Source organism: Prolixibacter sp. SD074 (genome assembly GCF_009617895.1).
In the GTDB taxonomy this organism is placed as follows: domain Bacteria; phylum Bacteroidota; class Bacteroidia; order Bacteroidales; family Prolixibacteraceae; genus Prolixibacter.
This window is the reverse complement of record NZ_BLAW01000001.1, coordinates 940,628-963,827: the sequence shown is the minus strand read 5'-3', so window position 1 is coordinate 963,827 and position 23,200 is coordinate 940,628. Positions and strand designations below refer to the sequence as shown.

General features: G+C 41.3%; 28 protein-coding genes and 2 tRNA genes. 19 read left to right on the top strand and 11 right to left on the bottom strand.

The window, feature by feature from the left end; genetic code table 11:
- Positions 1 to 13: 13 nt before the first annotated feature.
- A complete protein-coding gene (locus tag GJU82_RS04210; protein WP_153631005.1) occupies positions 14 to 688 on the bottom strand; it encodes a zinc metallopeptidase in 675 nt (224 codons plus the stop codon).
- A gap of 176 nt (positions 689 to 864) precedes the next feature.
- On the opposite strand from GJU82_RS04210, the gene GJU82_RS04205 reads away from it, so the two are divergent.
- Entirely contained in the window at positions 865 to 1,398 is a 534-nt protein-coding gene (locus GJU82_RS04205) for a hypothetical protein (RefSeq protein ID WP_153631004.1), read from the top strand.
- 92 nt (positions 1,399 to 1,490) lie between these two features.
- Here GJU82_RS04205 and GJU82_RS04200 read toward each other — a convergent pair.
- Positions 1,491 to 1,563: transfer RNA gene (locus GJU82_RS04200), tRNA-Gly, on the bottom strand.
- A 305-nt stretch (positions 1,564 to 1,868) separates the two neighbouring features.
- On the opposite strand from GJU82_RS04200, the gene GJU82_RS04195 reads away from it, so the two are divergent.
- From GJU82_RS04195 to GJU82_RS04185, 3 genes are read left to right on the top strand one after another with little or no spacing between them, the layout of a single operon-like run.
- Positions 1,869 to 3,005 carry a Re/Si-specific NAD(P)(+) transhydrogenase subunit alpha gene (locus tag GJU82_RS04195; protein WP_153631003.1) on the top strand — a complete coding sequence of 379 codons (1,137 nt, stop codon included), beginning with the start codon at positions 1,869 to 1,871 and terminating at the stop codon, positions 3,003 to 3,005.
- A 1-nt stretch (position 3,006) separates the two neighbouring features.
- Positions 3,007 to 3,321, top strand: a complete 315-nt coding sequence (locus GJU82_RS04190) for an NAD(P) transhydrogenase subunit alpha (RefSeq protein ID WP_153631002.1) — start codon at positions 3,007 to 3,009, stop codon at positions 3,319 to 3,321.
- Between the two features lie 9 nt (positions 3,322 to 3,330).
- A complete protein-coding gene (locus GJU82_RS04185) occupies positions 3,331 to 4,770 on the top strand; it encodes an NAD(P)(+) transhydrogenase (Re/Si-specific) subunit beta (protein WP_228488560.1) in 1,440 nt (479 codons plus the stop codon).
- A 67-nt stretch (positions 4,771 to 4,837) separates the two neighbouring features.
- Here GJU82_RS04185 and GJU82_RS04180 read toward each other — a convergent pair whose 3' ends face one another.
- The 5 genes from GJU82_RS04180 to GJU82_RS04160 all read right to left on the bottom strand — a co-directional run bounded on the left by GJU82_RS04180 (position 4,838) and on the right by GJU82_RS04160 (position 8,819).
- A complete protein-coding gene (locus GJU82_RS04180) occupies positions 4,838 to 5,056 on the bottom strand; it encodes a hypothetical protein (protein ID WP_153631001.1) in 219 nt (72 codons plus the stop codon).
- The gene (locus tag GJU82_RS04175; RefSeq protein ID WP_153631000.1) at positions 5,056 to 5,523 is read right to left on the bottom strand and encodes a NifB/NifX family molybdenum-iron cluster-binding protein; all 468 of its coding nucleotides are present in this window, start codon (positions 5,521 to 5,523) and stop codon (positions 5,056 to 5,058) included. Before GJU82_RS04175 ends, GJU82_RS04180 begins: the two co-directional genes overlap by 1 nt.
- Positions 5,524 to 5,785: 262 nt before the next feature.
- Positions 5,786 to 5,858 (bottom strand) — tRNA-Thr (locus tag GJU82_RS04170).
- 70 nt (positions 5,859 to 5,928) lie between these two features.
- Positions 5,929 to 6,960 (bottom strand): L-threonine 3-dehydrogenase, encoded by a 1,032-nt coding sequence (gene tdh, locus GJU82_RS04165; protein WP_153630999.1) that lies wholly within the window; start codon positions 6,958 to 6,960, stop codon positions 5,929 to 5,931.
- 497 nt (positions 6,961 to 7,457) lie between these two features.
- Positions 7,458 to 8,819 (bottom strand): MATE family efflux transporter, encoded by a 1,362-nt coding sequence (locus GJU82_RS04160; RefSeq protein WP_228488559.1) that lies wholly within the window; start codon positions 8,817 to 8,819, stop codon positions 7,458 to 7,460.
- Between the two features lie 146 nt (positions 8,820 to 8,965).
- Between GJU82_RS04160 and rpsF the strand changes: the two genes are divergently transcribed.
- The 3 genes from rpsF to rplI are packed head-to-tail and all read left to right on the top strand — an operon-like array spanning position 8,966 to position 10,058.
- A complete protein-coding gene (gene rpsF / locus GJU82_RS04155; protein WP_153630998.1) occupies positions 8,966 to 9,319 on the top strand; it encodes a 30S ribosomal protein S6 in 354 nt (117 codons plus the stop codon).
- 3 nt (positions 9,320 to 9,322) lie between these two features.
- A complete protein-coding gene (gene rpsR, locus GJU82_RS04150; RefSeq protein WP_025866281.1) occupies positions 9,323 to 9,592 on the top strand; it encodes a 30S ribosomal protein S18 in 270 nt (89 codons plus the stop codon).
- A gap of 19 nt (positions 9,593 to 9,611) precedes the next feature.
- Positions 9,612 to 10,058, top strand: coding sequence for a 50S ribosomal protein L9 (gene rplI, locus GJU82_RS04145; protein ID WP_153630997.1), 447 nt, complete (start codon positions 9,612 to 9,614; stop codon positions 10,056 to 10,058).
- 156 nt (positions 10,059 to 10,214) lie between these two features.
- Here rplI and GJU82_RS04140 read toward each other — a convergent pair whose 3' ends face one another.
- Positions 10,215 to 10,589, bottom strand: a complete 375-nt coding sequence (locus GJU82_RS04140; RefSeq protein WP_153630996.1) for a RidA family protein — start codon at positions 10,587 to 10,589, stop codon at positions 10,215 to 10,217.
- Between the two features lie 555 nt (positions 10,590 to 11,144).
- Between GJU82_RS04140 and GJU82_RS04135 the strand changes: the two genes are divergently transcribed.
- The 9 genes from GJU82_RS04135 to GJU82_RS04095 all read left to right on the top strand — a co-directional run bounded on the left by GJU82_RS04135 (position 11,145) and on the right by GJU82_RS04095 (position 19,005).
- Positions 11,145 to 11,399, top strand: a complete 255-nt coding sequence (locus tag GJU82_RS04135; protein WP_153630995.1) for a hypothetical protein — start codon at positions 11,145 to 11,147, stop codon at positions 11,397 to 11,399.
- A 136-nt stretch (positions 11,400 to 11,535) separates the two neighbouring features.
- Positions 11,536 to 12,447: a hypothetical protein gene (locus GJU82_RS04130; protein ID WP_153630994.1), complete on the top strand. Its 912-nt coding sequence runs from the start codon at positions 11,536 to 11,538 to the stop codon at positions 12,445 to 12,447.
- Positions 12,448 to 12,570: 123 nt separating this feature from the next.
- Positions 12,571 to 13,509, top strand: coding sequence for a hypothetical protein (locus GJU82_RS04125; protein WP_153630993.1), 939 nt, complete (start codon positions 12,571 to 12,573; stop codon positions 13,507 to 13,509).
- A 43-nt stretch (positions 13,510 to 13,552) separates the two neighbouring features.
- Complete coding sequence (locus GJU82_RS04120; protein ID WP_153630992.1) at positions 13,553 to 13,969, top strand: curli assembly protein CsgF; 417 nt, start codon at positions 13,553 to 13,555, stop codon at positions 13,967 to 13,969.
- A gap of 33 nt (positions 13,970 to 14,002) precedes the next feature.
- Positions 14,003 to 15,364 (top strand): CsgG/HfaB family protein, encoded by a 1,362-nt coding sequence (locus tag GJU82_RS04115; RefSeq protein ID WP_153630991.1) that lies wholly within the window; start codon positions 14,003 to 14,005, stop codon positions 15,362 to 15,364.
- A gap of 53 nt (positions 15,365 to 15,417) precedes the next feature.
- Positions 15,418 to 15,993 carry a hypothetical protein gene (locus tag GJU82_RS04110; protein WP_153630990.1) on the top strand — a complete coding sequence of 192 codons (576 nt, stop codon included), beginning with the start codon at positions 15,418 to 15,420 and terminating at the stop codon, positions 15,991 to 15,993.
- A gap of 58 nt (positions 15,994 to 16,051) precedes the next feature.
- Positions 16,052 to 16,774 (top strand): carboxypeptidase regulatory-like domain-containing protein, encoded by a 723-nt coding sequence (locus tag GJU82_RS04105; protein ID WP_153630989.1) that lies wholly within the window; start codon positions 16,052 to 16,054, stop codon positions 16,772 to 16,774.
- A gap of 119 nt (positions 16,775 to 16,893) precedes the next feature.
- On the top strand, positions 16,894 to 18,162 hold the full coding sequence (locus GJU82_RS04100; protein WP_194830920.1) for a transposase: 1,269 nt from the start codon (positions 16,894 to 16,896) through the stop codon (positions 18,160 to 18,162).
- 9 nt (positions 18,163 to 18,171) lie between these two features.
- Complete coding sequence (locus GJU82_RS04095) at positions 18,172 to 19,005, top strand: DUF5050 domain-containing protein (protein WP_153630988.1); 834 nt, start codon at positions 18,172 to 18,174, stop codon at positions 19,003 to 19,005.
- Positions 19,006 to 19,075: 70 nt separating this feature from the next.
- Here GJU82_RS04095 and GJU82_RS04090 read toward each other — a convergent pair whose 3' ends face one another.
- Positions 19,076 to 19,864, bottom strand: coding sequence for a CsgE family curli-type amyloid fiber assembly protein (locus tag GJU82_RS04090; protein WP_153630987.1), 789 nt, complete (start codon positions 19,862 to 19,864; stop codon positions 19,076 to 19,078).
- 234 nt (positions 19,865 to 20,098) lie between these two features.
- On the opposite strand from GJU82_RS04090, the gene GJU82_RS04085 reads away from it, so the two are divergent.
- The 3 genes from GJU82_RS04085 to GJU82_RS17885 are packed head-to-tail and all read left to right on the top strand — an operon-like array spanning position 20,099 to position 20,829.
- A complete protein-coding gene (locus tag GJU82_RS04085; RefSeq protein ID WP_153630986.1) occupies positions 20,099 to 20,503 on the top strand; it encodes a hypothetical protein in 405 nt (134 codons plus the stop codon).
- Between the two features lie 7 nt (positions 20,504 to 20,510).
- Entirely contained in the window at positions 20,511 to 20,696 is a 186-nt protein-coding gene (locus GJU82_RS04080; RefSeq protein WP_153630985.1) for a hypothetical protein, read from the top strand.
- On the top strand, positions 20,671 to 20,829 hold the full coding sequence (locus GJU82_RS17885) for a putative quorum-sensing-regulated virulence factor (protein ID WP_153630984.1): 159 nt from the start codon (positions 20,671 to 20,673) through the stop codon (positions 20,827 to 20,829). Before GJU82_RS04080 ends, GJU82_RS17885 begins: the two co-directional genes overlap by 26 nt.
- Here GJU82_RS17885 and metA read toward each other — a convergent pair whose 3' ends face one another.
- Positions 20,830 to 21,747, bottom strand: coding sequence for a homoserine O-succinyltransferase (gene metA / locus GJU82_RS04070; protein ID WP_153630983.1), 918 nt, complete (start codon positions 21,745 to 21,747; stop codon positions 20,830 to 20,832).
- Between the two features lie 81 nt (positions 21,748 to 21,828).
- Positions 21,829 to 23,112, bottom strand: a complete 1,284-nt coding sequence (locus GJU82_RS04065) for an O-acetylhomoserine aminocarboxypropyltransferase/cysteine synthase family protein (RefSeq protein ID WP_153630982.1) — start codon at positions 23,110 to 23,112, stop codon at positions 21,829 to 21,831.
- Positions 23,113 to 23,200 lie beyond the last annotated feature (88 nt).

The following is a 23,200-nucleotide window of genomic DNA, read 5'->3' as shown; positions in this document are numbered from 1 at the left end:
CATGCAAATGACTTTATCTTCGCGCCCCTATGAATATCAGGATGTAATAAAACAGGGTGGCCAATGAAGCTAGTGCAGCTACCACATAAGTGTACGCAGCCCATTTCAATGCATCTTGTGCTTTTCCCTGTGTTTGGGTAGTCGTAATGCCGGTCGTCTTCAACCAGGCCAGTGCACGACTGCTGGCATTAATTTCTACCGGAAGGGTAATAAAACTAAACAGCGTGGTCAATCCAAACAGGATAATACCAAACAACAGAATGGCCGGAAAACGCTGAACCGTAAAAATGCCGGCCAGCAAAATCCACATGGTGTACTTCGAGGTGGCACTCACAATCGGGACCAGTTTTGAACGCAGCCCTAACCATTCATAAGCGTCTGCATGCTGAACGGCGTGCCCGCATTCATGAGCGGCAACTGCTGCTGCTGCGATACTGTGCCCGTAATATACATCGTGGCTCAGGTTTACGGTTTTGTTGGCCGGATTGTAATGGTCGCTCAATTGACCTGACACCGTACCAATTTTCACTCCCTGAATACCGTGATCCCGTAACATCTGTTCTGCTACATCACGCCCGGACATTCCGTTAGCGGTAGGAATTTTTCCGTACGCTTTAAACCGGCTTTTCAACTGGTAACTGACCAACCAGCTCAAAAGTGCAAATCCGATAAAAATAATCCAAATCATATCTTTTTGTTTTTAGTTACCTTCGTTTGTCATAACAGTGTCTGGTTTACAAATGCCCTGCCAAATTATAAAACGGGACCGATTGGCAGCGCTCAAATTATCTTAAATTTTCTTAATACTGTCATATTTTCCCGGCAAGGTTCATCATATTTGTATCATCAAAATATAAATGGCACATGAGATATCTGGTTTCCATATTTTCCGTTTTTGCTTTATTTCTTTCAACTACTTTTGCCGCAGCGCCTGCAGACGATGATATCCAGTTCTTAAAAGATGGTGTATCTTTCAGCCTTCCAGCCGACTGGACAATTATATCGGACGAGCCTGTCGATGACGATGGACATTATTTTTCGGTTGAGCACAACACGGACGATGCTACCGGTGTAATAACGGTTACCTGGCTGAACATACATATCGAACCGGATGTGGTCATCGATTCGCACAAGAAAAATATGCGGGCTGCACAAATTTATCAGCAGCCAGGCATTGAATTTACTGCCATTGAGCCTGTCACTTTTGCCGGACGAAAAGCTTACCGTTCCAAATATGCGACACTGGTAAACGGCAGCAAAATGGAAGGCGAAATTATTTGCCTGAATTGTGAAGGAAAAACCATCAGCTTTTTTGTACAAAGCGGACTGGATGACAAAAAGGCTACGGATGCCGCATTTCTTCAATTGGAACAGACGTTTGGCTGTCGCGAAGAATAATTGTTGTTATCGTAAAATCAACTTTCAGCTTTTTTCTATTTTTAAAATAGAAAGCCACTTACAACGACAACATATGTAAGTGGCTTTTTTTGAGCGGCAAACGAGATTCGAACTCGCGACCCTCAGCTTGGGAAGCTGATGCTCTACCAACTGAGCTACTGCCGCCTTTTAAAATATTCACGCAAATGTACTATTTTTTTTCAGTTGAGTTTTTTCTTCTTCAAAAAATACTCCTTCCCCGTAACGACTTTTCCCATTCATATTCTAATAAAAACAGTCTAAGTGGAACTTTCTTTCCTGTTATACGAAAAAGTAATTATCGTCATTTTAACACGACTTCCGGTTCCTCTCGTTCATCCCATTATTGATATCGTTTTTCAATGTTTAAGATTTCCTGTTGTACAATATATTGGTAAACAGAATAAAAACTAATACGTTCATGTAGAAACTATCCATTAAATAAGCAACTTATGATAATTGGACTACTCAAGGAGGCCGGTTCTGAAAAACGGGTCGCCATGTTACCTGAAGTTGTCTCCGGTTTAATCGGTAAGAAAGTCGAAATTCTCGTCGAAAAAGGGGCCGGTGAAACAGCTTATCAAAGTGATGAGAATTATAAAAAAGCCGGGGCTCAGATTGTATCACGAAAGGAAGTTTTGGAAAAATCAGCCGTGGTGATACAAATTCAACCTCCCGGGACAGCGCTAATTGAAAGTCTGCGAAAGGAGCAAATTTGGATTAGCCAGTACAATCCACTGTGGAATACCGATTTGGTGAAGACTTTTATTTCAAACGGGATAACCAGTTTCAGCCTCGATTCCATTCCCCGTATTACACGCGCCCAGGCCATGGATGTACTCTCATCGATGGCGACAGTTTCGGGGTACAAGGCGGTTCTGGAAGCGGCTTCTCTCCTTCCCTCTTTTTTCCCGATGTTTATGACAGCTGCCGGAACCATCCGCCCTGCCAATGTGCTGATCCTGGGTGCTGGAGTAGCAGGACTTCAGACTATCGCTATCGCACGAAAACTGGGAGCGCAGGTGCAGGTTTTCGATGTGCGCTCGGCCGTTAAAGAAGAAGTAATGAGCCTGGGTGCAAAATTCGTTGAAGTGGAAGGCGCCCGCGAAGACGCTGCGGCCGGCGGCTATGCCGTCGAACAAACCGACGACTTCAAAAAACGGCAGCAGGAAGCCATCAACGAAAAAGCGATCAAAGCGGATGTTGTTATCGGGACCGCGCAAATTCCTGGTAAGAAAGCTCCGGTTTTGGTTCCCAAAGAAGTGGTTGAAAAGATGAAACCCGGGGCGGTTATCATCGACTTAGCGGCTTCAACCGGAGGAAACTGTGAGTTTGCGAAAGACAACGAAACAGTCGAACATCATGGTATTCGCATTGTCGGACAGTCTAATTATCCCTCCCAAATGCCTGTCGATGCCAGCAAGATGTTTGGCAAAAATCTCTCCAATTTCCTTTCGCTCATGATCGATGAAGAAGGTCAACTTCAGCTCGATTTTGAAGACGAAATTATTAAAGGGACCTGTATAACCCGTGATGGTGAAATTATCAACGAGCGGGTCAAGTCGAAGTTGGACAGCAAAAACGAATGATATGGAACAGATATTAGCATATTTCTATACCTACAAAGAGGTCATCTTTGTCATCGCCCTTTCTGTTTTTCTTGGTATTGAAGTGATTTCCCATGTGCCGTCGGTATTGCATACACCGCTCATGTCGGGAGCCAATGCCATCAGCGGTGTTATCATCATCGGAGGAATTATTCTGGTTGGGCACGCCGACACCAGTCATATTTCCACAGAACTGGTTCTGGGAATCTTTGCCATCATTTTCGCCACCCTCAATGTGGCAGGTGGTTTTGTGGTTACGGACAGAATGCTGGAAATGTTTAAGAAGAAAAAGAAATAAGCGATCGATATGGATAAAATTATCGGAACACTAAACGGGACGCCCTTTACCATGGGCGAAACCCTTCTTCAGCTTAGCTATTTGCTGGCTGCACTACTGTTTGTTTATGGATTGAAATTACTGAGTCATCCTGAAACTGCGCGTCGGGGAAACATCATTGCAGGAGCCGGTATGTTGCTCGCCATGATCTCGACCATGTTTTTGCATAAAAGTGCCGATGGTCAGGGAATCGCACTAACCAACATCTGGATCATTGTTGTATCGATTGGCATCGGAACGGCCCTTGGTTGGTACATCGCCAGGAAGGTAAAAATGACTGCCATGCCACAATTGGTATCGTTTTTCAACGCCACCGGAGGTTTGGCCTCGGCATTGGTTGCGCTACTTGAGTTTCCGCATGCCGACATTCATGACATCCGGCTCGTTCTGGTTACACTTCTGGGATTGGTTATTGGTAGTGTTGCCTTTAGCGGCTCGATGATTGCCTACGGTAAACTGGACGGAAAAATCAAGGATATTCGGGCCGGTATCATGAAGTACGTGAATATTGCCCTGCTTATTCTTGTCCTGGCCATTTTTGTTTACATGCTCGTATCCGGAAAAAGTACTACAGAGCTTAATTGGGAGCTATACGTGCTGTTTGGAGTATCGCTGTTGTATGGCGTTCTGTTTGTTATGCCTATTGGTGGTGCCGACATGCCGGTAGTTATTTCCCTGCTAAACAGCTTTACCGGTATTGCCGCTGCCATGGCCGGTTTTATTTATAATAACCAGGCCATGATTCTCGGAGGTATACTGGTCGGAGCGGCTGGAGGTATTCTTACTGTTCTGATGTGTAACGCGATGAACCGCTCATTACTCAATGTGATTATCGGAGCTTTTGGTGGAGGTCCTTCTTCCGCGCAAGCCGAAGGCGGTACCATGAAAGAAATTACGCTGAGTGATGCGTCTATCCTGCTAAGTTATTCGCAGAATGTGGTTATTGTTCCCGGTTATGGTCTGGCTGTTGCCCAGGCACAGCACGCTTGCCACGAATTTGATCAATTACTCGCATCGAAAGGGGTAAATGTTCGTTATGCCATCCATCCCGTTGCCGGACGAATGCCCGGACACATGAATGTTCTGCTGGCCGAAGCCGATGTTCCTTACGGTCAGTTGGTGGAAATGGACGACATCAACCCGGATATGCCCAATACCGATGTGGCAGTAGTAATTGGCGCCAATGATACCGTCAATACTGCTGCAATTAACGATCCGGGCAGTCCAATAGCCGGGATGCCCATCATTCATGCTCATGAAGCCAAAAACATTATTGTTATGAAGCGCGGACGGGGAAAAGGTTATGCCGGAATTGAAAATCAGTTATTCTTTGGTGAGAAAACCCGGTTGCTTTTTGGTGATGCAAAAGACTCGTTGCAAGCACTGGTTACTGAGATTAAGCGTTTGTAATTAACGGTGATATGGAATGTCCCCGAATTTGTTGTGAATGGCAAATTTCGGGGACTTTTTTATTTGTTTATTCCAGCCAGGGATCCATAAAAAGATTGGTATTGGCGTAAATGTCTAAATTTTGATAGCGAAGAATGTTTTCCAGCTGGATGCGCAATATTTTCACTTCAGTACATTCTTCATCTTTTTCAAGCTCGTTCAACGCATTAAGAGCTTCTCCAAAACGCTGTTCTCCTATTAATTGGGAAATATGCCCTAACTTTCCATCAATTTCTTTCCGCTTCATCAAAAAAACATGTTCCGGTGCAAAGGCTTATCCTGCCTCACCGAGGTCTTCAGAATCCCTTGATTTATTTGAAAAAGCTGGAACGAATCGGGATCTTTGTGACGTTCCTCCATCAACCAATGGATATGCTTTTGCATGATTTCCAAAGCCTCTTCGGGAGAGTCCTGCATTATGATGACCGGAATAAAATGGCGATTTACCCGTTTCAGGTTACCACCAAACTTTTTGGAAACAAGAACGTCAACCTTTTCGGAAGTAAATAATTCGGTCAGTAAACCGGCTTTTTCTTCGGAACCAGTAGCAAATGAATGATGGGAACTTTTCGCCGGATTAGTTAATTCCTTACAAAAGGCTATTTCACCTTCACGATAGTCATACAGCAGGAATTTTTCGGCATCGCCAAAATATCTGGGCTCAAAGAGATGTTGAGCATTCACAGCTAAAGCAAAACGCAGGTTTGATTTCATAAATTCTGGTTTTTAGGGCTTGAAGTTTTGTATTATAAGCTCAAATCCAATTTAGGCCTTTCAACGGAATCTTTTTAAAGATAACAAAGTATATGAACATATGTTCCTTTTAAAAGAAAACCTTCCCAACATTTACATGCAGAAAACAGAAAGCCTGAAAAATAACCAAGGATACCAAACCAAAGACAGAAAGAGCTGTTAAAAAAAATGACAAACAAAAGAAGTCTGCTGAACCTTCAACAGACTTCTTTCCTTTTACCAGAGCCACTCATGGGACTCGAACCCACGGCCTGCTCATTACGAATGAGCTGCTCTACCAACTGAGCTAAAGTGGCAATTTTCGGGGGGCAAATTTAGTAAAATTGGAATTCACTCCAACACTCCCCCCCCCGAAAATAGAAGTTTTTAATCTTCCCAGTCGAGGATAATTTTACCACAATTTCCTTCTTCCATGATTTCGAATGCTTTCTGAAATTCGGTGTAGTGGAAACGGTGCGTAATAACTGGTGAGATATTGAGCCCTGACAACAACATTTTTTCCATTTTGTACCAGGTTTCGTACATCTCTCTTCCATAAATCCCTTTCAGGGTAATCCCTTTGAAAATAACTCTATCCCACTCGATTTGTGTAGTATCCGGCAAAATCCCCAATAAAGAAATCTTACTGCCATTATACATGTGCTTAATCATTGAATCGAAAGCAACCGGTGAACCGGATACTTCCAGTCCAATGTCAAACCCTGAAACCATCCCGGCATCGTGCATCGTTTTCTCCAAACTTTCGGTTCGCGGATCAATAACATTCGTCGCCCCCATTTTCATCGCCAAATCACGTCGGTATGGGCTCAATTCGGTTCCAATCACATTGCGCGCCCCTACAAACTTACTGATGGCAATGGCCATACAACCAATTGGGCCACCGGCACCCGTAACCAGAACATCCTCGCCAATGAGTGGGAAAGAAAGAGCTGTGTGGGTGGCATTTCCCAACGGATCCATGATGGAAACAATCTCATCAGGAATCCGGGCATCTATCTTCAGTACATTTTCGGAAGGTACGACTACATATTCGGCAAACCCACCATCGCGGTTAACACCAATTCCTACTGTATGATCGCAGATGTGTTTCCGCCCCCGACGGCAATTACGGCAGTAACCACAAGCAATATGACCTTCGACGGTTACCCGCTCGCCTATTTCGAAATGTGTTACTTCATTTCCCTTATCGGCAACGACTCCAACATATTCATGCCCGATGGTCATGGGGGTATTAATGGTTTTCTGTGCCCAGGCGTCCCACTTATATATATGTAAGTCGGTTCCGCATATTGCCGATTTTTTTATCCTGACCAGTACTTCATTTACACCAACTTCAGGAATGGCAACATCTTCGAGCCAAAGTCCTTTTCCTGGTTTACTTTTTCTTATTGCTTTCATGAATTTCTTCTTTTATCGGATGAATGACTTTTATTTACTGTATATCCGGACAGATTTGCACAATCCATTCGCAGAAGCGAGAAAGTCTCTTCCTTTTTACAAAATAAGGCAATTTGCCGACCCAAATCGCTAATAAATGTCATCTATTACAGGTGCCCATTCAAAAATATTTTGACGGTCATGCTTTAAATCATTCGCATTCAGGATGAATTACTCTTATATAAAGAATATGCTGAAAAACATATTAATGACAAATATCATATTATTCACTGTTTATGTGAATGTTATAGACATTTTTACTTAGGTAAAGCAATAGTAATTGTTGTAATTACATTAACATTTTTAACACAAATTAATAATTAGTGCTAAATTAGCTAACGCTAAACTGGATGAGCATTTTGATTGAATCTGAAGGTTTAGGCCTTTTACTAAAACCACAACATTTTCTGACCTGGCTATGCTAAACTAATGAAGCGGGAATTTTCAACTTCCCGCTTTTATTTTGTAATATGCCTGATGTTGTATCGAATGCGAAGGTAAAAAAATATTCCGGCGGAAGCCAAACCGGCAAGAAACCCAATCCAGATTCCGGCTGGTCCAAACTTCAGGACGAATGCAAACAGGTAACTGACCGGGATTCCTATTAAAAGGTAAGAAATCCCAGCCATGTACATGGGATATTTTACATCGGCCATCCCGCGAAGGCATCCCAGTGAAACAACCTGTAACCCATCGAAAATCTGGAAGAAAGCAGCAACAATCAACAGAATCGTCGCCTGATGGACGACCGCCTTGTCAGGGGTAAACAGAACAGGCAGTAAGTTCCGAAAGACAATAAAAACAACTGCCGAAAATCCCATAAAAAGTAAAACGAGATGCCGTGATGCTTCGATGGCCATTCTCATTTCCCTTAAACGGTGGGCTCCCATCCAGGTGCTGACCCGCACAGTGGTAGCCATGGCAATACCATTGGAAATCATGAAAGTCATAGTTGCCAGTCCTAATGCTACCTGGTGCGCTGCCAGCGGAACGGCGCCCAACCACCCCATCATCACGCCGCCAAAGTTAAAAGCGACAATTTCGAGCACCAGTTGTACCCCAATTGGCAAACCAATTTTAAGTAACTCAAGCATCTTATGCATGCTTGTTGGAACGGAAGAAAAAAACAAGAGGTACTTCCTGAAATTACCTTTAAAATAAAGAAGCAAAGCCATCATAACCGGCATGGCCGTTCGGGCAACTAACGTAGCGTAACCCGCTCCCAGCAATCCCAATGCCGGGAACCCTACCTTACCATAAATCAGGATATAGTTTAGAAAAATGTTAAGCGCGTTGGCCGTGAGCGTTACCACCATGGCAATATGGGTATTCCCCAACCCTTCGGCGAATTGCTTCAATGTAAAAAACAAGAGAAAAGGCAGCATGGAGATGCTCAGGACCCTGAAGTATGGAATTGCCAAAACAACCACGTTGGCAGGCTGTCCCATATAAGGCATCAGGTAAGAAACTCCCCATGAAGCTGAAGTCAACACTACCGTGAACCCAAAATTCAACCATAAGCTGTTTTTAAAGTAAATCGCAACCTCATGGAATTGATTTCGACCATACGACTGCCCCACCAAAGGCGTAAGGCCAAATGTTATTCCCATCCCCAGCATCATCACCAGGTAAAACAGGTTGCTGGCAAACGAAGCTGCTGCCAGTTCGGGGGTCCCGACATGCCCGACCATCACTGTGTCAGCCAGCTGTACCACCACCTGACCTGCCTGCGAAAGCATCAAAGGAAAAGCAAGGCGCAATATATTCTTATAGTATGATCGGTAATTCCGGAACATCGGGCTCTTTGTTTTCGGCGTCAAAAGTACGACACTTTACCGAATAAAATCGGGCTGTTTTATTTGCCTCAAAATTGAACTGAATTCGGTGATTACAATCTTTGAATTCATACAAATAGTTCCTATATTTGCGCGGTTTTAAACAATGATTATTAATAAAACTGAAACGTATGTTGAATCAGTATGAAACCGTTTTCATTGCAACTCCCGTTTTATCTGAAGCCCAGATAAAGGAAGCGGTTGAAAAGTTCAAAGGACTGATTACCGGTAACAACGGCGAATTGCTCCACGAAGAACACTGGGGATTAAAAAAACTGGCTTACCCCATTCAAAAGAAATCGACTGGGTTCTATCACCTTTTCGAATTTAAAGCCGATCCGGCTTTTATTAACAAGCTCGAAACTGAGTTTCGTCGCGACGAGCGTGTCATCCGTTTCCAAACTGTGAAACTGGATAAATATGCAGCTGAATACAGCGAGAAAAGAAGAAACAAAGTAAAAGCTAAAAAAGAGAAGGAGAACTAAATTATGGCAGGTAATACAAGCGAAATCAGGTACCTGACCCCGCCGTCAGTCGAAATCAAGAAGAAAAAATACTGCCGTTTTAAAAAGAACGGAATTAAGTATGTTGATTACAAGGATCCGGAATTCCTGAAGAAATTCCTGAACGAACAGGGTAAAATTCTTCCCCGTCGTATCACCGGAACTTCTTTGAAATACCAGCGTAAAGTAGCACAGGCTGTGAAAAGGGCCCGTCAGATTGCTTTGCTGCCTTATGTAACCGATTTGTTAAAATAAAAAAGGAGGAGGTAAGACTATGGAAATCATTCTGCTTCAAGATGTACCCCGCCTGGGTAGCAAAGATGATATTGTGGATGTAAAGGACGGTTACGCACGTAATTTCCTCATTCCGCAAAGACAGGCTGTTTTGGCCAGCAAGTCGGCAAAAAAAGTACTAAGCGAAAACCAACGTCAGCGCGCTCACAAAGAAGCAAAGTTGAAAGAGGAAGCCCAGGCAATTGCAGCCAAACTCGAAGGCTTAAAAATTAGCATTGGCGCTAAAACCAGTACGACCGGAAAAATATTCGGCTCAGTTAATAATATTCAGATTGCTGAAGCGCTTAAAGAAAATGGCTTCGACATCGATCGCAAACAGATTACCATCAAAGAAGACGCTATTAAAGAAGTCGGTAAGCATGTTGCGAAAATCAAACTGCACCGTGATATGTACTTTGATCTCGAGTTTGAAGTTGTTTCCGAGTAAGTTTATATAACTGATAGAAATATTATTATTATTGATTAAATTCTTTCCGAACATTACATTTTCAAACAACATAAAAGCCGTCAATTTTCGACGGCTTTTTTTCATTTTTGTCTATTTCATCTTCTGCTATACTCCATCAACGATTAAATTTCGCTACTATTTTACGGCAATGGTTTCAATTTCGATCAGTACACCCAATGGTAATTCTTTTACTGCAAAAGCTGCCCTGGCCGGTGGATTCGTTTCATAATACCTTCCGTAAACCTCATTCATGGCCTTAAAATTGGCCATATCTGTCAAAAAGCAAGTGGACTTCACCACCTCACCAAAACCAAAACCAGCGGCTTTTAAAATGGCTTCAATATTTTTCATCACCTGATCGGCCTGTGCCGTGATTCCCCCAGGGATTTTCTTTGTGGAAGGGTTCATTGGTATTTGCCCGGAAATGTAAAGCGTTCCGTTTACTTCAACAGCCTGGCTATAGGGACCGATTGCTGCGGGAGCATCTGGTGTCGAAATAATTTTCTTCATATTATTTGATTGAGTTTACCTCTAATTACGTAAATATAGCACAAGAAAAGCGGGAAAAATTCCCCGGAGGAAAGATTCTGTCCATGTGTCAAATAGTTGTTTTGTCGAAAAAAGAAAAGAAATTTAATGACAAAGAATCCACAACAAGGTTGAAGTCAGTTTAAAACCAAATGATCTTTTAAAACCCAAATACAAAAAACCAATCTTAAAACCGAAAACGACTGTCGTGGATTCTATTGCAATATTGGTAAAACCTGACGAAAAAACAACAATTTTGAGGCAATTCTCCACCCCTGTTGGTATTATTTACTTAATTAAAAATCACATAAAATGAGCTTCAACATTCCCTTTAACGTATGTTTTTTAAAAATATTTTGTAGAAAGCAACTTTTTTTTCTCCCTTCAAAGTGTCGGTTTTATTGGGTTATTGCCTATCTATTCCTATTCGATAACGATTTTTTATAAAATTTCTTGTCAAAGATCTTGACACGTAAGGTTAGACTTTCGTAACTTGGCTTTACCAAATACGAATAAAACCAATTTTAAAACCAGGTTATGACAAAGCATCTAACGGTGCTGGTTCCTGAATTTATGGTCAACACTTCCTCCTTCCCCCAGGAAATTGCCCGATATGGAAACCAGTTGAAAAGTGAAGGTTCCAAAGGTTCACCCTCCAGCCATTGTAATGGTGGGAAAAATAATCCAAACACATTCGAGCGTACCGTTGATACTTTTGAATACGCCGTATTTAGTCGTACAGAACGACTGATGAACACAACCACTTCTTTAATTAAAAAAATAATAAGTTAAAAAATTCTTTTATGTTACTGCGTTTTAGGATGTATGTTCATAAATAGCATTACGTTAAAATAGCATTAAATCTTAATAAAGATACTTTAAAACCCAAAATCTCTTTTTTTACAAACCAATCTTAAAATTGAAAATTATGAAAAAAGTAATTCTACTCTTCGTAGCTGTAATGATCAGCAGTGTCCTATGGGCACAAGAGAATGTTTATGGTGACGCAACTGTAAGCCAAGTGGGTAATTACAACAAAGCGCTAGTTGATCAAACCCAGGCTTCTGGTGGTGGTTGGGACATGGCTTATGGTAGTGGAACCGATGCAACTGTTCAAGTTAATGGTGACTACAACCAAACTTATATCAAACAAGTAGGTCAGAAAAACGTAGCAGGTCAGGACATTCATGTTACATCTTTCGATGTATGTGCTGGTTTCTCTGCTATGAACACTGGTGAAAAGTTTGGTCGTTACCAGAGTTTGTACATGGGGCCAGAAGGTTCTACTATTGAACTGGCATGTGGTGAAATGATCCCATTTATGACTTTTGCACTCGATCTTCCTAAAATTTATCCCGGAATTTATATTTCTGGTGATGAAAACATAACATCCATTTCTCAGGACGGAAGTCACATGTTAGCTGGTATTACTGTTTCTGGTGATAGAAACCGCGCTGGTATTTACCAGGTTAATGGGGAATGGAGTAAAGCTGGAGTTTCTATTGCTGGAAACGACAACAAAGCAATCGTTAAGCAAGATGGTGACGAGGCAACTGCATACGTTGATATTAATGGAGATAATAACGCAGTTGGTGTAAATCAGCGTTCCGGACTTAACAACAGAGCTATTGCAGAAGTTGAAGGTAATGGGAATCAAGTCTTCGCAGATCAGAATGGAGATCTGAATATCAGTGTACAGGGTGTTACTGGTAATAACAATAATGTATTACTGGAACAAGTTGGTCACCACAATGGAAGTGTTCAGATGACCTCTGGATCGAATCATAATTCATGGGTTTATCAGAACGGAAGTGAAAACCGGTCAATTGTTCTTCAGTAATTTGTTAAAAGTAGTTTTCGATCCAATTTTCAAACGAATTATTTATAGTAATAAATCATAACTGATTTTGGGTCTTAGCTGCCTGCTTCGGCAGGCAGCTTTCTTTATAAATAAATTGTGCATATGAAAACCTCGTTAGTGATTAGAATTGGATATTTATCATTTCTTTTGACCTTCTTCAATTTGACAACATTGTCAGCACAAAAAGTCATATCCGGGGAAAAAAGACCGACAATTTTGTTTGCTCCTGACTGGAAGGTTAATGATTCTGTTAAATACGAAGCCACAATTGAAAAGGATGTAAAGCAAGGAAATTTTGCTTGGGTTGGGAATTACAAAAATACCGAGAAATTTAAGGTAGTTGAAGTGAACGATTCAATTTACGTTGTCAATTGGGAAGCGGACGGGTTTCCCATCAATGTTTTCCAGGATTATCCCGGGCCGATGTACGATTGGTTTCAGGAGTGGAGTAAAGGAAAAACCCTAAACATAAAAATTCGTTTTAATCGGTTGGGGGCTCCACTATCTATCATTAATGCTGACTCGCTCCGTTATTTTTATACTAACATGGTCGATGAATTCCTGGTTGAGTTACCGTCAAGAAATGTAACCCCCTTGTCGAAAGATGCTGTAAAGGAATCGTTAATGAATTTGAAAAACCTTTTGATTCCTGCGAAGACTTTTCAAAAAGTGTTTCTGGGTAATCTTAACATACTCTTCCCTCTGTATGGAAAAACATTTTATAAAAATCAGGATAAAAAAATTACTCATTACAAGACATTATCAACAATGGAATTCTCCATCCCAATTGTGATTCATACCAAACTGTTAAAACTCCCCGACAATAATTACCAACTAACCTCTACTCAATCACCGTTGCCTTTTGATGAGTGGAGAATAAAACCCAGTGGTTATACCAGCATTGATTTTTCTTATGCTGATTCACTCGATTTTATTTATAATACGAAAGTATTCTGGTTAAATCACGCAGTACATAAAACAGATTTTGAGCGGAACAATTCAAAAAATAACACTGTAATTACCTATACGAAAATCAACTAATTTCAGTTATTTAATATATATTGTAGTAAATTAATTGAGCAGTATGAAAAGAATACTATTAATATTACTCTGTTTAACGCCGGCTATGGTTTTTGCTCAGGACTTTGTTTATACGCCCGTGAATCCTGCCTTTGGTGGCAACACATACAACTACAGTTGGTTGATGAATTCAGCAGATGCACAAAAAAAACAAAGTTCTTCTTCCAATTCCGCCACCGATTTGTTCAGTCAATCACAATCCAATCTTACCGATTTTACGACCAATTTGAATAATCAAATCCTGAACGAACTATCGAATAGAATACTGCAGGATCAGTTTAACAACTTTAGTCTCCAAAATGGACAATACAATGTTGGGAATTATCAAATCAACATAAAACAAGGCACTCAAGGGGTTGATATTAATATTTTAGATACCCAAACCGGGGGACAATCCAGTATCACGATTCCCAATCAATAAAAAAATTTAGACCATAATAATCGATCTTCCCCCATGAAAAAAATCGAATTTGCCATCATATTGACTCTTTCGCTAATCCTGAATTCGTGCAATGCGTACTTCAATCAACCTATGGCCCCCATGCCTGCGCGTATTGGACAGAATACAAAAGTTACCTCCAGGTTTGCAGAACTTCCTGAACCTGAAGAGCCTATTGTTGCGGCAGTGTACAAATTCAGGGATCAAACGGGCCAATACAAAGCAACCGATTATGGTTCATCCTGGTCTACTGCTATTACGCAAGGGGCTACATCCATCCTATTAAAAGCATTGGAAGATTCGAAATGGTTCGTACCTATCGAGCGGGAAGGACTGGCGAACCTGCTGAATGAGCGGAAAATTATCAATTCAAGCCGGATGAATTATTCTCAGAATACCGGGGCAAAAGAACCTTCCCTGCCTCCTCTTTTGTTTGCCGGTATCATTCTGGAAGGTGGAATTATTTCATACGATTACAATATTTTAACCGGAGGGCTCGGCGCTCGCTACCTGGGTATTGGAGCAGATACAAAATACAGGGAAGACCGCATTTCAATCTACCTCCGGGCGATTTCAACCAATAGCGGAAGAATACTCAAATCAGTTAATGTAACCAAAAGAATCATATCGCAGGAAGTCAGTGCAGGTGTCTTTAAATATGTCGCAACCAACAAATTATTGGAAGCAGAAACAGGTTTCACATACAATGAACCCACCGATATTGCGGTAAAAGAAGCCATTGAAAAAGCGGTCCTGGATTTAATCATGGATGGTGTCTTTGATGGTTTATGGAAATTGAAAAATCCCGCAGATGTTGAAGCACCAATTTTCACGCAATATCTTCATGAAAAGGATGACGATGAGCAAGAAAATTTTTGGGGGAATAAGCTGCAACAGAGAAGAGATAAGTTTGCACTTAATTTTTCATCCGATGCTTTTCAATTTCAAAGCGATTGGGGAAAAACAAGTTTAACTGGCGGCGGGAGTTTTGGCTTGTCTTATTTGCCGAATAAACACCGGTCGTTTCTTTCCCTTACCGCAGGTATTGGCAAACTAAAAAGTGGCCGATTATTTGAGACAACGATGGTTCACAGTGAGTTAAATTATGGTATCAATCTATTTCCACAACGCTCTTTTTCTCCTTATTTTACCGTAGGGACAGGACTTACTTACAGCAATAATTTTTACCCGTATATCAAAGGTGGAATTGGGATGGAATTTTTATTAAAAAATAATGCAGGCTTATTTATGGAACTAAATTCCAATTACTTATTGAATGACAAGATTGATGGCATTAACCATGGGTATTACAACGATTATTTCCTGGGTGCCAAAGTAGGCCTGAATATATACCTTGATCTAAAGAAACGAAAATGATTACTGATTGACATTAATCCGGACTTTTTGTAACTTATGTAAAAATCAAAGTCATGAAAAATCTACTCACATCATTCATATTAATGGGACTTATTTACTTTGCAATGAGTGTTCAGGCCCAAGATAATCGCACAAAAAAAGATGACAGGATTCAACAACAGTTGCGCCTGCAGCAAATGTTTATTAATGAACAAACCGCTTTGCAGAACATGTCCTTGCAATCTCAGGTAAACCAAAGAGGTAGCTACAATCATGCATTGATTAATGATCAATCTGTGCAATCAAACTTGAATTTTACGTCCATTAATCAGAATGGCAACTCCAACAATGCCCAAATACAGCTGGATGGGAAAAATCTGCGAACCGACGCATTACAGAATGGAAACCATAATAACCTTGACCTTAATATCAAAGGCAGTAACATTACATCAACCATTGTGCAAAGTGGAGATAATAATAATTACGTGAACAATTTTTCCAACTATTCATCCGGAAATAAAAATTATAATGTTCAACAACAAGATGGCGCCCAATTATACATCCAGGAAAATTACTTTAACCGGATAAATGGTATTTCCATTAAGATGAAAGGCGATATGAAGCTGCTTCTCAAGAATGGCGGCAACTAAAATTTTTCCAAATGGCTTGTACTGCACTACTTACTAATATTTAACCCCTCCAGATACAATGAAAAAATTCTCCTCATTTAGGCTTCTTCTTGTTATTGCTTTGCTATTAAGTCTATGGCGTTGTGAGGAACAACCCTATGATGTTGTCCGGTACGGATCGCTTGAAGGAGTTATTTTGAGCGAATACGATGATAAACCGATAAATGGCGTAAAAATAACAACTTCGCCTACCTCCGAGACCGTTTACACTGATTCGGTCGGGCATTTTAGTATCCCGGAAGTGGAATTGGGTGACATTACAGTAACAGCTTCCCGTGATGGATATCTGAATTACACAGAAAAACTGTCAATCACAGAAAACGAAACCAGGAGTGTCAGTATTTATTTACCCAAGGATAGTACGTCAAATCCGGCAGATGATGTTATTGACCTAAAAAATCCTCTCGATGGTTCACTCGATCAGCCTGTTAATTTAACATTCGACTGGCACTTTAGTGCTACAACCTATAAAAATAGGCCGATTGATGTTAGCCTGGTGACCATTAATACAGCTACACTTGAAAAAAAAACATGGGTTGCCCATACGGCCGATACCACCTATACGGTGCAGGGGCTAAAATACAATACAACTTACCTTTGGTATTTAAAGGTGGAAGCAGATGGTACTTCTATAGGGAATACCCAATTTCAACGAATTCAAACGCAGGCAGTCCCTAAAAACCTATTGGTATATGCAAAAGTATTCAATAACAATTTGACCATCTCCCGAAAAATGGATTGATCAAGCCCTACAATCCAGTCATATCAGGGGTTTAAAGATGTTTATATATGAGGAAAGCTGGTTTAAAAAGGTTATTTTTATTGTGCAAACAAAAGCAAATAATCTCTAAAAACCAGCTCATGTCAAAAGTATTAACAAAACAGGTACAGAACAAGATCAGTCGCTATTTTCTTAAGCTTGAGGGTCAATTAACAAAACCGGAAGCCCGATGTATCAGGGAAATGACCACCGGGATACTCAAGACAGGTACAGTATTGGTCAATAAGATAGCCACAGGCATTTGCGATACGATCTCGTTGAGCCAGACGACCAAGCGCTTTAGGAACCATTATAACAAGAAAGATTTTTTCATGAAGTTATTCCGGGGACATATGAACAGTGTAAAAAGCAAAATCTGTCATGGGGACTACATCCTGTTCGATGGCTCTGATATCCAAAAGAAATATGCCAAGATGATGGATGGGCTGGACTATGTGAAAGATGGCGATAAAGGAACCATTGGCCTTGGGTATTGGCTGATGAATGTTGTCCACTTTAGCAAAGACCAGGAAATGACTCCCCTGTACAATAAGCTTTACAGTTTTGACCATGGCGCAAAAAGTGAAAACAAGGAGGTTCTTGAAGCAATGGGCGAAGTAGGGGCAATCATTAACAAAGATGTCACAACAATATTCGACCGGGGAATGGACCGTCCCATTTGCAGGGATTTCATTATTGCCAATGAAGGCAACTTTAACCTGCGCCTGAAGAAAACCACAAAGCTGATGTACAAAGGCGAAGAAATGGCAGTGAACAAAATAAGCCAGAAAGTGCCGTTGTTCATGAAATTAACGGCTACAAGGATACAGAAAAGCAAGAAGCGCCAGTTGGTCTATGAATGCGGGGCGATAAAGGTCCAGTATCAAATCAAGGGCAAGATGCATGATCTTTGGCTTGTTGTAACCAAAAGGGCCAATGGCGGATATTGCTGGCTACTGACACGTTCTCCAAAAGACAGTATTGTTGAAGTAATCAAAGAAGCATTTACAGCCTATGGTTTTAGGTGGAAAATAGAGGAGTACCACCGACATATCAAGGAATGTTACAACCTGGAAGACATACAAATCAAAACATTCGAAGGCTTACAAAGCATGCTGGCAATACTGACAATAGCCATGAGCATCATATACTCATCGCTTTCATCCCTGCACACAAGGCTGTTGCTTGAAAGTGGGGTAAAAACACTAAACAAAGAACGTATGTACGAACTACGCAATTTTATCTATTACAAAATCAGCACGATAATAAAAGTATTGCTGGCCAATATGACACCAAGGGCTTTCCTTCCTCAATCAGATCCATCTCCTAATGACGGACAGTTAAGCCTTTTACTAAATTTTGAAAACTAAAAACGGGAGATGGTCAAATTCAATAACAATTACGAAATCTTTTCGTACGATAGTACCACCCAGATCAACTATCAGCTGACAAATTATCCATCCAGGGATTGGTACCCGAGAAAATCACCGGCCGAAGATAAGGTAGCTTTTGTTTCCGACCGCGATAATTCCAATCAAATTTATACCATGGGCATGGACGGACGGAATGTCACCAAAATATCACAATTGTCAGTAACCGGATATAACAATAACGGTACCGGTTTTGCCTGGTCACCAGATGGCGGGTACATCATCTATCCCCACAACAATAAGCTTATTAAAATTAATAAGAATGGTTATGACAGCCAGGTATTGGCTACCGCACCGGCTGGACGCGATTTTTGGTATTGTGATTGGTCAAGATACGGGCACAAAATTGTAGTTCAGACCGCTGGTGACAATATTTATGATTCGGAAATCTATATCATGGACGAAGATGGTAGTAATATGCAATTGCTGGTTGCAAATGAACCGGGAAGGACAGACTCACCGACTTTTTCGTTCGATGGCAATACGGTTTACTACACACATGATGCCGGAGGAGTAGACGCTCCTGACGGATGGGAACAGGACGCCCGATTATATCAGATTAATATAGATGGAACCAATCGGCAGGAAATCCTAATCAGTCAAAGTGCCGGCGAGAGTGTATATAACCCACATATTTTGAACGCCGGAGTTGGATTGGTGTATTCTCTTGGCATTCCAGATGGACCGAAGACTATTCACTTATCGTATCTACAAAATAACCCTGATGGAACGATCTCCGGAACTAATAAGTCTGTAATTGCCGGTGAGATGCCGGATTGGTAGAATTAGTTTATTTAACAAAAAATGAAAGGGGACTTAATTTATCTTTGATTTTCAGAATTCAGGGAAGATATTAATATATTCCGTTCCCCATCATATCCGGATCTTCCAGGGTCTGAGAAACATTTTCTCTTCGTTTTAAGTAGGTTTGGACCTGGCTAACCGCATAGTCCGCGTAGGCATTGATGATTTCCTCACGCGGAGACAGATATGACGAAAACACTTCATCATCATTCACATAAATAGACACCATTACTCGATTTATTCGGGGTGGGCTTTCTTTGATAAAAAGAGTGTAATCCTTGGCATCTACTGGTGCCACCCATTTGGAATAAAAAGCCTCATAAAAATCGCGTCCTACCTTCGAAAGCGTTTCATCCACAACGAGACCATCAATCTCCACACTTAAGGCGTTTTCACTCTCTTTTTGCTTTTGCTCATTGATCAACGAAACCAGCTTTTCGAGCATCATTTTTTGGAAAGCTTTTTGCCGAAAACTCAAGTCGCCCAACTTATTTAGGGGCGAATCGGGTGTAGCTGACAATTGCTTTGAGGGCACTGAAGGAATAGGCTTTAATGCAAGAAGTACTTTTACCCCATCGACATAAATCGTATCAGGATACGGTCTCTTGTTTAATATTTCATCAACATGTTTTTTCCATTCTGCACTATAAGTATCTGGGACCTTATAAAGTGCAGAACGAGAAGCCTCATCTACTGTACTGTCCTGGTGGACAATTTGTGGAGTGTTATTGCCTGCTGAAAAGTTGCCTGACGGAAAAGTCTGAGACTTGGCCTGAAGATTTAAGATCAACAAGAAAAATGCTGCCAGGTAAAAATGTTTTGTGAGTTCTTTCTTCATAGCACATCTGGAGGTTATCAAGCTTCAAGTTACTACAAAATATCGTTAAATTCAATCATTGAAAACATCCCGTTCCCTCTAAAACACAACAAAATGAAGGTGCTATTTGCTTTTTCAATAGCCCTGCAATTAACGCTAACGGACTATTCTTCCGAATTGGTATGTCCGTCACCTAAAACCTGATTTTAGCGCGAATCGAAAATTTGCTTATTTTCACCATTTAATTAGGAAAGTATGTCGGATACGATTGATATAACAGGAAGATGGCTGTTCTCTGAAGGCTTCGGCTATGGCACCGATACTGGATATGCTGATTTGGAGCAAATTGGTTCCAGAATATCGGGAACGCTTCAGTTTGCGGAACAGATTGAAGGCGAAGAAACATTTATTATCAGACAGGAAATTTATGGCACCCTTACAGGCCGTATCGTTTCTTTAAAATCCAAATCATGTGAAATTCTGTTTAATAACCAGGATATTATATATGAAATGGACTCATGGAGAGGTCGAATTAACACCGATGGAAAGATAACGGGAGAAAGTATTGACGATGAGGGAACAAGCGGCAAATTCGTAATGGAACGAGTCAATGTACAGGCATCTGGTTCCTCAGATGATATTTCGTTTCGAATAAATTAAATATTTTATGCCCAATAAAAATCCAAAAAATTGTTTTGTGTGCCAGGCACCAGAAGAAGAAAAATTGCTACTGGTTCACCCACAGGTAATACTCCCAGTGTGTCTGGATTGTCATAATACCGATGCAGAGAAACAAAAAGTTGAAGAATTGCTGGAAGGCTTAGCTGATGAATTTGTCTGCGGCTGCATCTGATTATAAACTCAACATGATTAATTCCCTTGATTTACCCGAACCTTACCTGGTGTGGTTTAAACAAAAAGGCTTTCCCAGGGGAAATTTGCTACGGAAATCAAAAGTCTGGATACCAAGAAAAAGTAGCTGGTGACTACTTTATATCGTCCAGATTAAAAGGCGTTTCCTGATAAACGTAATAGTTCAGCCAGTTGGAAAACAAAAGATTGGAATGCGCACGCCAAAGCATTATCGGCTTTTGAGAACTATCGTTATTGGGATAGTAATTCTTAGGAACTTCGATTGGCAGGTTTTTGGCTACATCACGTTTGTATTCCAAATCGAGATTAATACGTGCATATTCAGAATGGCCGGTAACAAAAATTTGTTTTCCCTTTCGCGCCATTACCATGTACACACCAGCTTCCGCCGATGAGGAAACAATTTTCAATTCAGAAACTTTTTCGACGTCCTCCCTGCGTGTTTCCGTATATCGTGAATGCGGGACATAAAACATGTCGTCAAAACCTCTGAATATCGGCAATTTATTGTTGGTAACCGAATGCTCAAAAACGCCAAACAATTTCTTGTCCAATGGATATTTCGGGACACCATAAAAATGATAAAGTCCTGCCTGAGCTCCCCAGCAGATAAACAAGGTCGAGGTCACATGGTGAACAGACCAATCCATTACCGCCTTCAACTCATCCCAATAATCGACCTCCTCAAAAGGCAGCAATTCCACCGGCGCTCCAGTTACGATCATTCCGTCATAGTTGTTCTGTGAAACCGAATCAAATCGCTGGTAAAATGCCTGCATATGTTCAGCGGGTGTATGTTTCGGGGTATGACTGCCCAACTGCAACAAATTAATCTCCACCTGGAGCGGTGTATTCGACAATAACCGGATTAAATCCGTTTCTGTATTTACCTTCAGCGGCATCAAATTGACAATGGCAATTCGAAGTGGCCTGATATCCTGTTGCGCAGCCCTTGTCTTGCTCATGACAAAGATGTTCTCTTTCTTGAGCATTTTAATGGCAGGCAGTTTATCGGGCAAGTTTAAAGGCATTTTACGCTGTTTTTAAAGTTAAAATTGCAGGATTCGAAAATAACGAATCCTGCAAACTATTCCTATTCGGCCATTTATCGATTAAAGTGATTGAAACGCCTGTTCAAAATCAGCAATGATATCGTCGATGTGTTCTATACCGACTGATACACGCAACGAGGCGGGTAATACACCAGCTGCCAGCTGCTCTTCGTCACTCAATTGTTGGTGCGTGGTAGCAGCGGGCTGAATGATCAAGGTTTTTGCATCGCCCACATTTGCCAGGTGACTAACCAGTTCCAGTTTATCCACGAACTGGCGCGCTTTTTCTTTTCCACCTTTTACAATGAAAGATAGTACGGCGCCGGCGCCGTTCGGCAGGTATTTTTTTGCCAGGCCGTGATCGGGATGGCTTTCCAGTCCCGGATAACTGACAGATTCAACCTGTGGATGCTGTGACAACCACTTGGCCAGTTTCGACGTATTCTCCACATGGCGTTCAACCCGAAGTGACAATGTTTCTAATCCCTGTAATAACAGGAATGCATTAAACGGGCTAAGAGCCGGACCGAAGTCACGAAGCGCTTCAACACGGGCTTTGATGATGAAAGCAATGTTCTGAAACGTTTCCCAATAACGCAGACCATGATATCCTTCCGAAGGTTCTGTCAAACCGGGGAATTTTCCATTGTTCCAGTTGAAATTACCGCCATCGACAATGATTCCGCCAATGGAAGTTCCGTGGCCTCCAATCCATTTGGTGGCTGATTCCACCACAATGTTGGCGCCATGTTCCAAGGGGCGGAACAATTTACCGCCACAACCAAATGTATTATCAACAATCACCGGAATGTCGTGCTTTGTAGCAATAGCCGCAATCGCTTCAAAATCCGGGATGGCAAAACTTGGGTTCCCAATGGTTTCGAAATAAAGCGCTTTGGTGTTTTCATCAATCAGCGCCTCGAAACTTTCTGGTTTCAAATCTTTGGTGAAACGTGCATCAATACCCAATTTTTTCAACGATACTTTGAACTGGTTGAATGAACCTCCGTACAGGAATGGCGAGGTCACAAAGTTATCGCCCTGTTCCATCAAAGTGGTAAGGGTAACAAACTGCGCAGCATGCCCCGATGAAAGCGCCAGTGCAGCCACTCCCCCTTCGAGTGCAGCCATACGCTGTTCTAATACATCGGTGGTAGGATTGTTAATCCGGGTATAAATATTTCCAAATTCCTGCAATCCAAACAAATTGGCAGCATGCTCCGAATCGTTGAACACATACGATGTGGTCTGATAAATGGGTACTGCTCTCGATAAAGAAGACGAATCCGGTTCGTGCCCGGCATGAACTTGTAATGTTTCGAAGTGTTTACTTCCCTGACTCATAATGCTCATTTTTATAATTAATAATTGATTTTATTGTTTTATGTGGCACAGAACTCCGCCCTGTGTCATTTTCCCGGCAGGGGAATGA

Coding starts and splice junctions, on each gene's coding strand:
- GJU82_RS04195 (WP_153631003.1), top strand. CDS start 1,869: ATGATAATTGGACTACTCAAGGAGGCCGGTTCTGAAAAACGGGTCGCC.
- GJU82_RS04190 (WP_153631002.1), top strand. CDS start 3,007: ATGGAACAGATATTAGCATATTTCTATACCTACAAAGAGGTCATCTTT.
- tdh (WP_153630999.1), bottom strand. CDS start 6,960: ATGAAAGCAATAAGAAAAAGTAAACCAGGAAAAGGACTTTGGCTCGAA.
- GJU82_RS04065 (WP_153630982.1), bottom strand. CDS start 23,112: ATGAGTCAGGGAAGTAAACACTTCGAAACATTACAAGTTCATGCCGGG.
- GJU82_RS04180 (WP_153631001.1), bottom strand. CDS start 5,056: ATGAAGCGGAAAGAAATTGATGGAAAGTTAGGGCATATTTCCCAATTA.
- GJU82_RS04175 (WP_153631000.1), bottom strand. CDS start 5,523: ATGAAATCAAACCTGCGTTTTGCTTTAGCTGTGAATGCTCAACATCTC.
- GJU82_RS04205 (WP_153631004.1), top strand. CDS start 865: ATGAGATATCTGGTTTCCATATTTTCCGTTTTTGCTTTATTTCTTTCA.
- rplI (WP_153630997.1), top strand. CDS start 9,612: ATGGAAATCATTCTGCTTCAAGATGTACCCCGCCTGGGTAGCAAAGAT.
- GJU82_RS04090 (WP_153630987.1), bottom strand. CDS start 19,864: ATGAAGAAAGAACTCACAAAACATTTTTACCTGGCAGCATTTTTCTTG.
- GJU82_RS04095 (WP_153630988.1), top strand. CDS start 18,172: ATGGTCAAATTCAATAACAATTACGAAATCTTTTCGTACGATAGTACC.
- GJU82_RS04135 (WP_153630995.1), top strand. CDS start 11,145: ATGACAAAGCATCTAACGGTGCTGGTTCCTGAATTTATGGTCAACACT.
- GJU82_RS04110 (WP_153630990.1), top strand. CDS start 15,418: ATGAAAAATCTACTCACATCATTCATATTAATGGGACTTATTTACTTT.
- metA (WP_153630983.1), bottom strand. CDS start 21,747: ATGCCTTTAAACTTGCCCGATAAACTGCCTGCCATTAAAATGCTCAAG.
- GJU82_RS04080 (WP_153630985.1), top strand. CDS start 20,511: ATGCCCAATAAAAATCCAAAAAATTGTTTTGTGTGCCAGGCACCAGAA.
- GJU82_RS04140 (WP_153630996.1), bottom strand. CDS start 10,589: ATGAAGAAAATTATTTCGACACCAGATGCTCCCGCAGCAATCGGTCCC.
- GJU82_RS04185 (WP_228488560.1), top strand. CDS start 3,331: ATGGATAAAATTATCGGAACACTAAACGGGACGCCCTTTACCATGGGC.
- GJU82_RS04105 (WP_153630989.1), top strand. CDS start 16,052: ATGAAAAAATTCTCCTCATTTAGGCTTCTTCTTGTTATTGCTTTGCTA.
- GJU82_RS04120 (WP_153630992.1), top strand. CDS start 13,553: ATGAAAAGAATACTATTAATATTACTCTGTTTAACGCCGGCTATGGTT.
- GJU82_RS04100 (WP_194830920.1), top strand. CDS start 16,894: ATGTCAAAAGTATTAACAAAACAGGTACAGAACAAGATCAGTCGCTAT.
- GJU82_RS17885 (WP_153630984.1), top strand. CDS start 20,671: ATGAATTTGTCTGCGGCTGCATCTGATTATAAACTCAACATGATTAAT.
- GJU82_RS04130 (WP_153630994.1), top strand. CDS start 11,536: ATGAAAAAAGTAATTCTACTCTTCGTAGCTGTAATGATCAGCAGTGTC.
- rpsR (WP_025866281.1), top strand. CDS start 9,323: ATGGCAGGTAATACAAGCGAAATCAGGTACCTGACCCCGCCGTCAGTC.
- GJU82_RS04115 (WP_153630991.1), top strand. CDS start 14,003: ATGAAAAAAATCGAATTTGCCATCATATTGACTCTTTCGCTAATCCTG.
- GJU82_RS04085 (WP_153630986.1), top strand. CDS start 20,099: ATGTCGGATACGATTGATATAACAGGAAGATGGCTGTTCTCTGAAGGC.
- rpsF (WP_153630998.1), top strand. CDS start 8,966: ATGTTGAATCAGTATGAAACCGTTTTCATTGCAACTCCCGTTTTATCT.
- GJU82_RS04125 (WP_153630993.1), top strand. CDS start 12,571: ATGAAAACCTCGTTAGTGATTAGAATTGGATATTTATCATTTCTTTTG.
- GJU82_RS04210 (WP_153631005.1), bottom strand. CDS start 688: ATGATTTGGATTATTTTTATCGGATTTGCACTTTTGAGCTGGTTGGTC.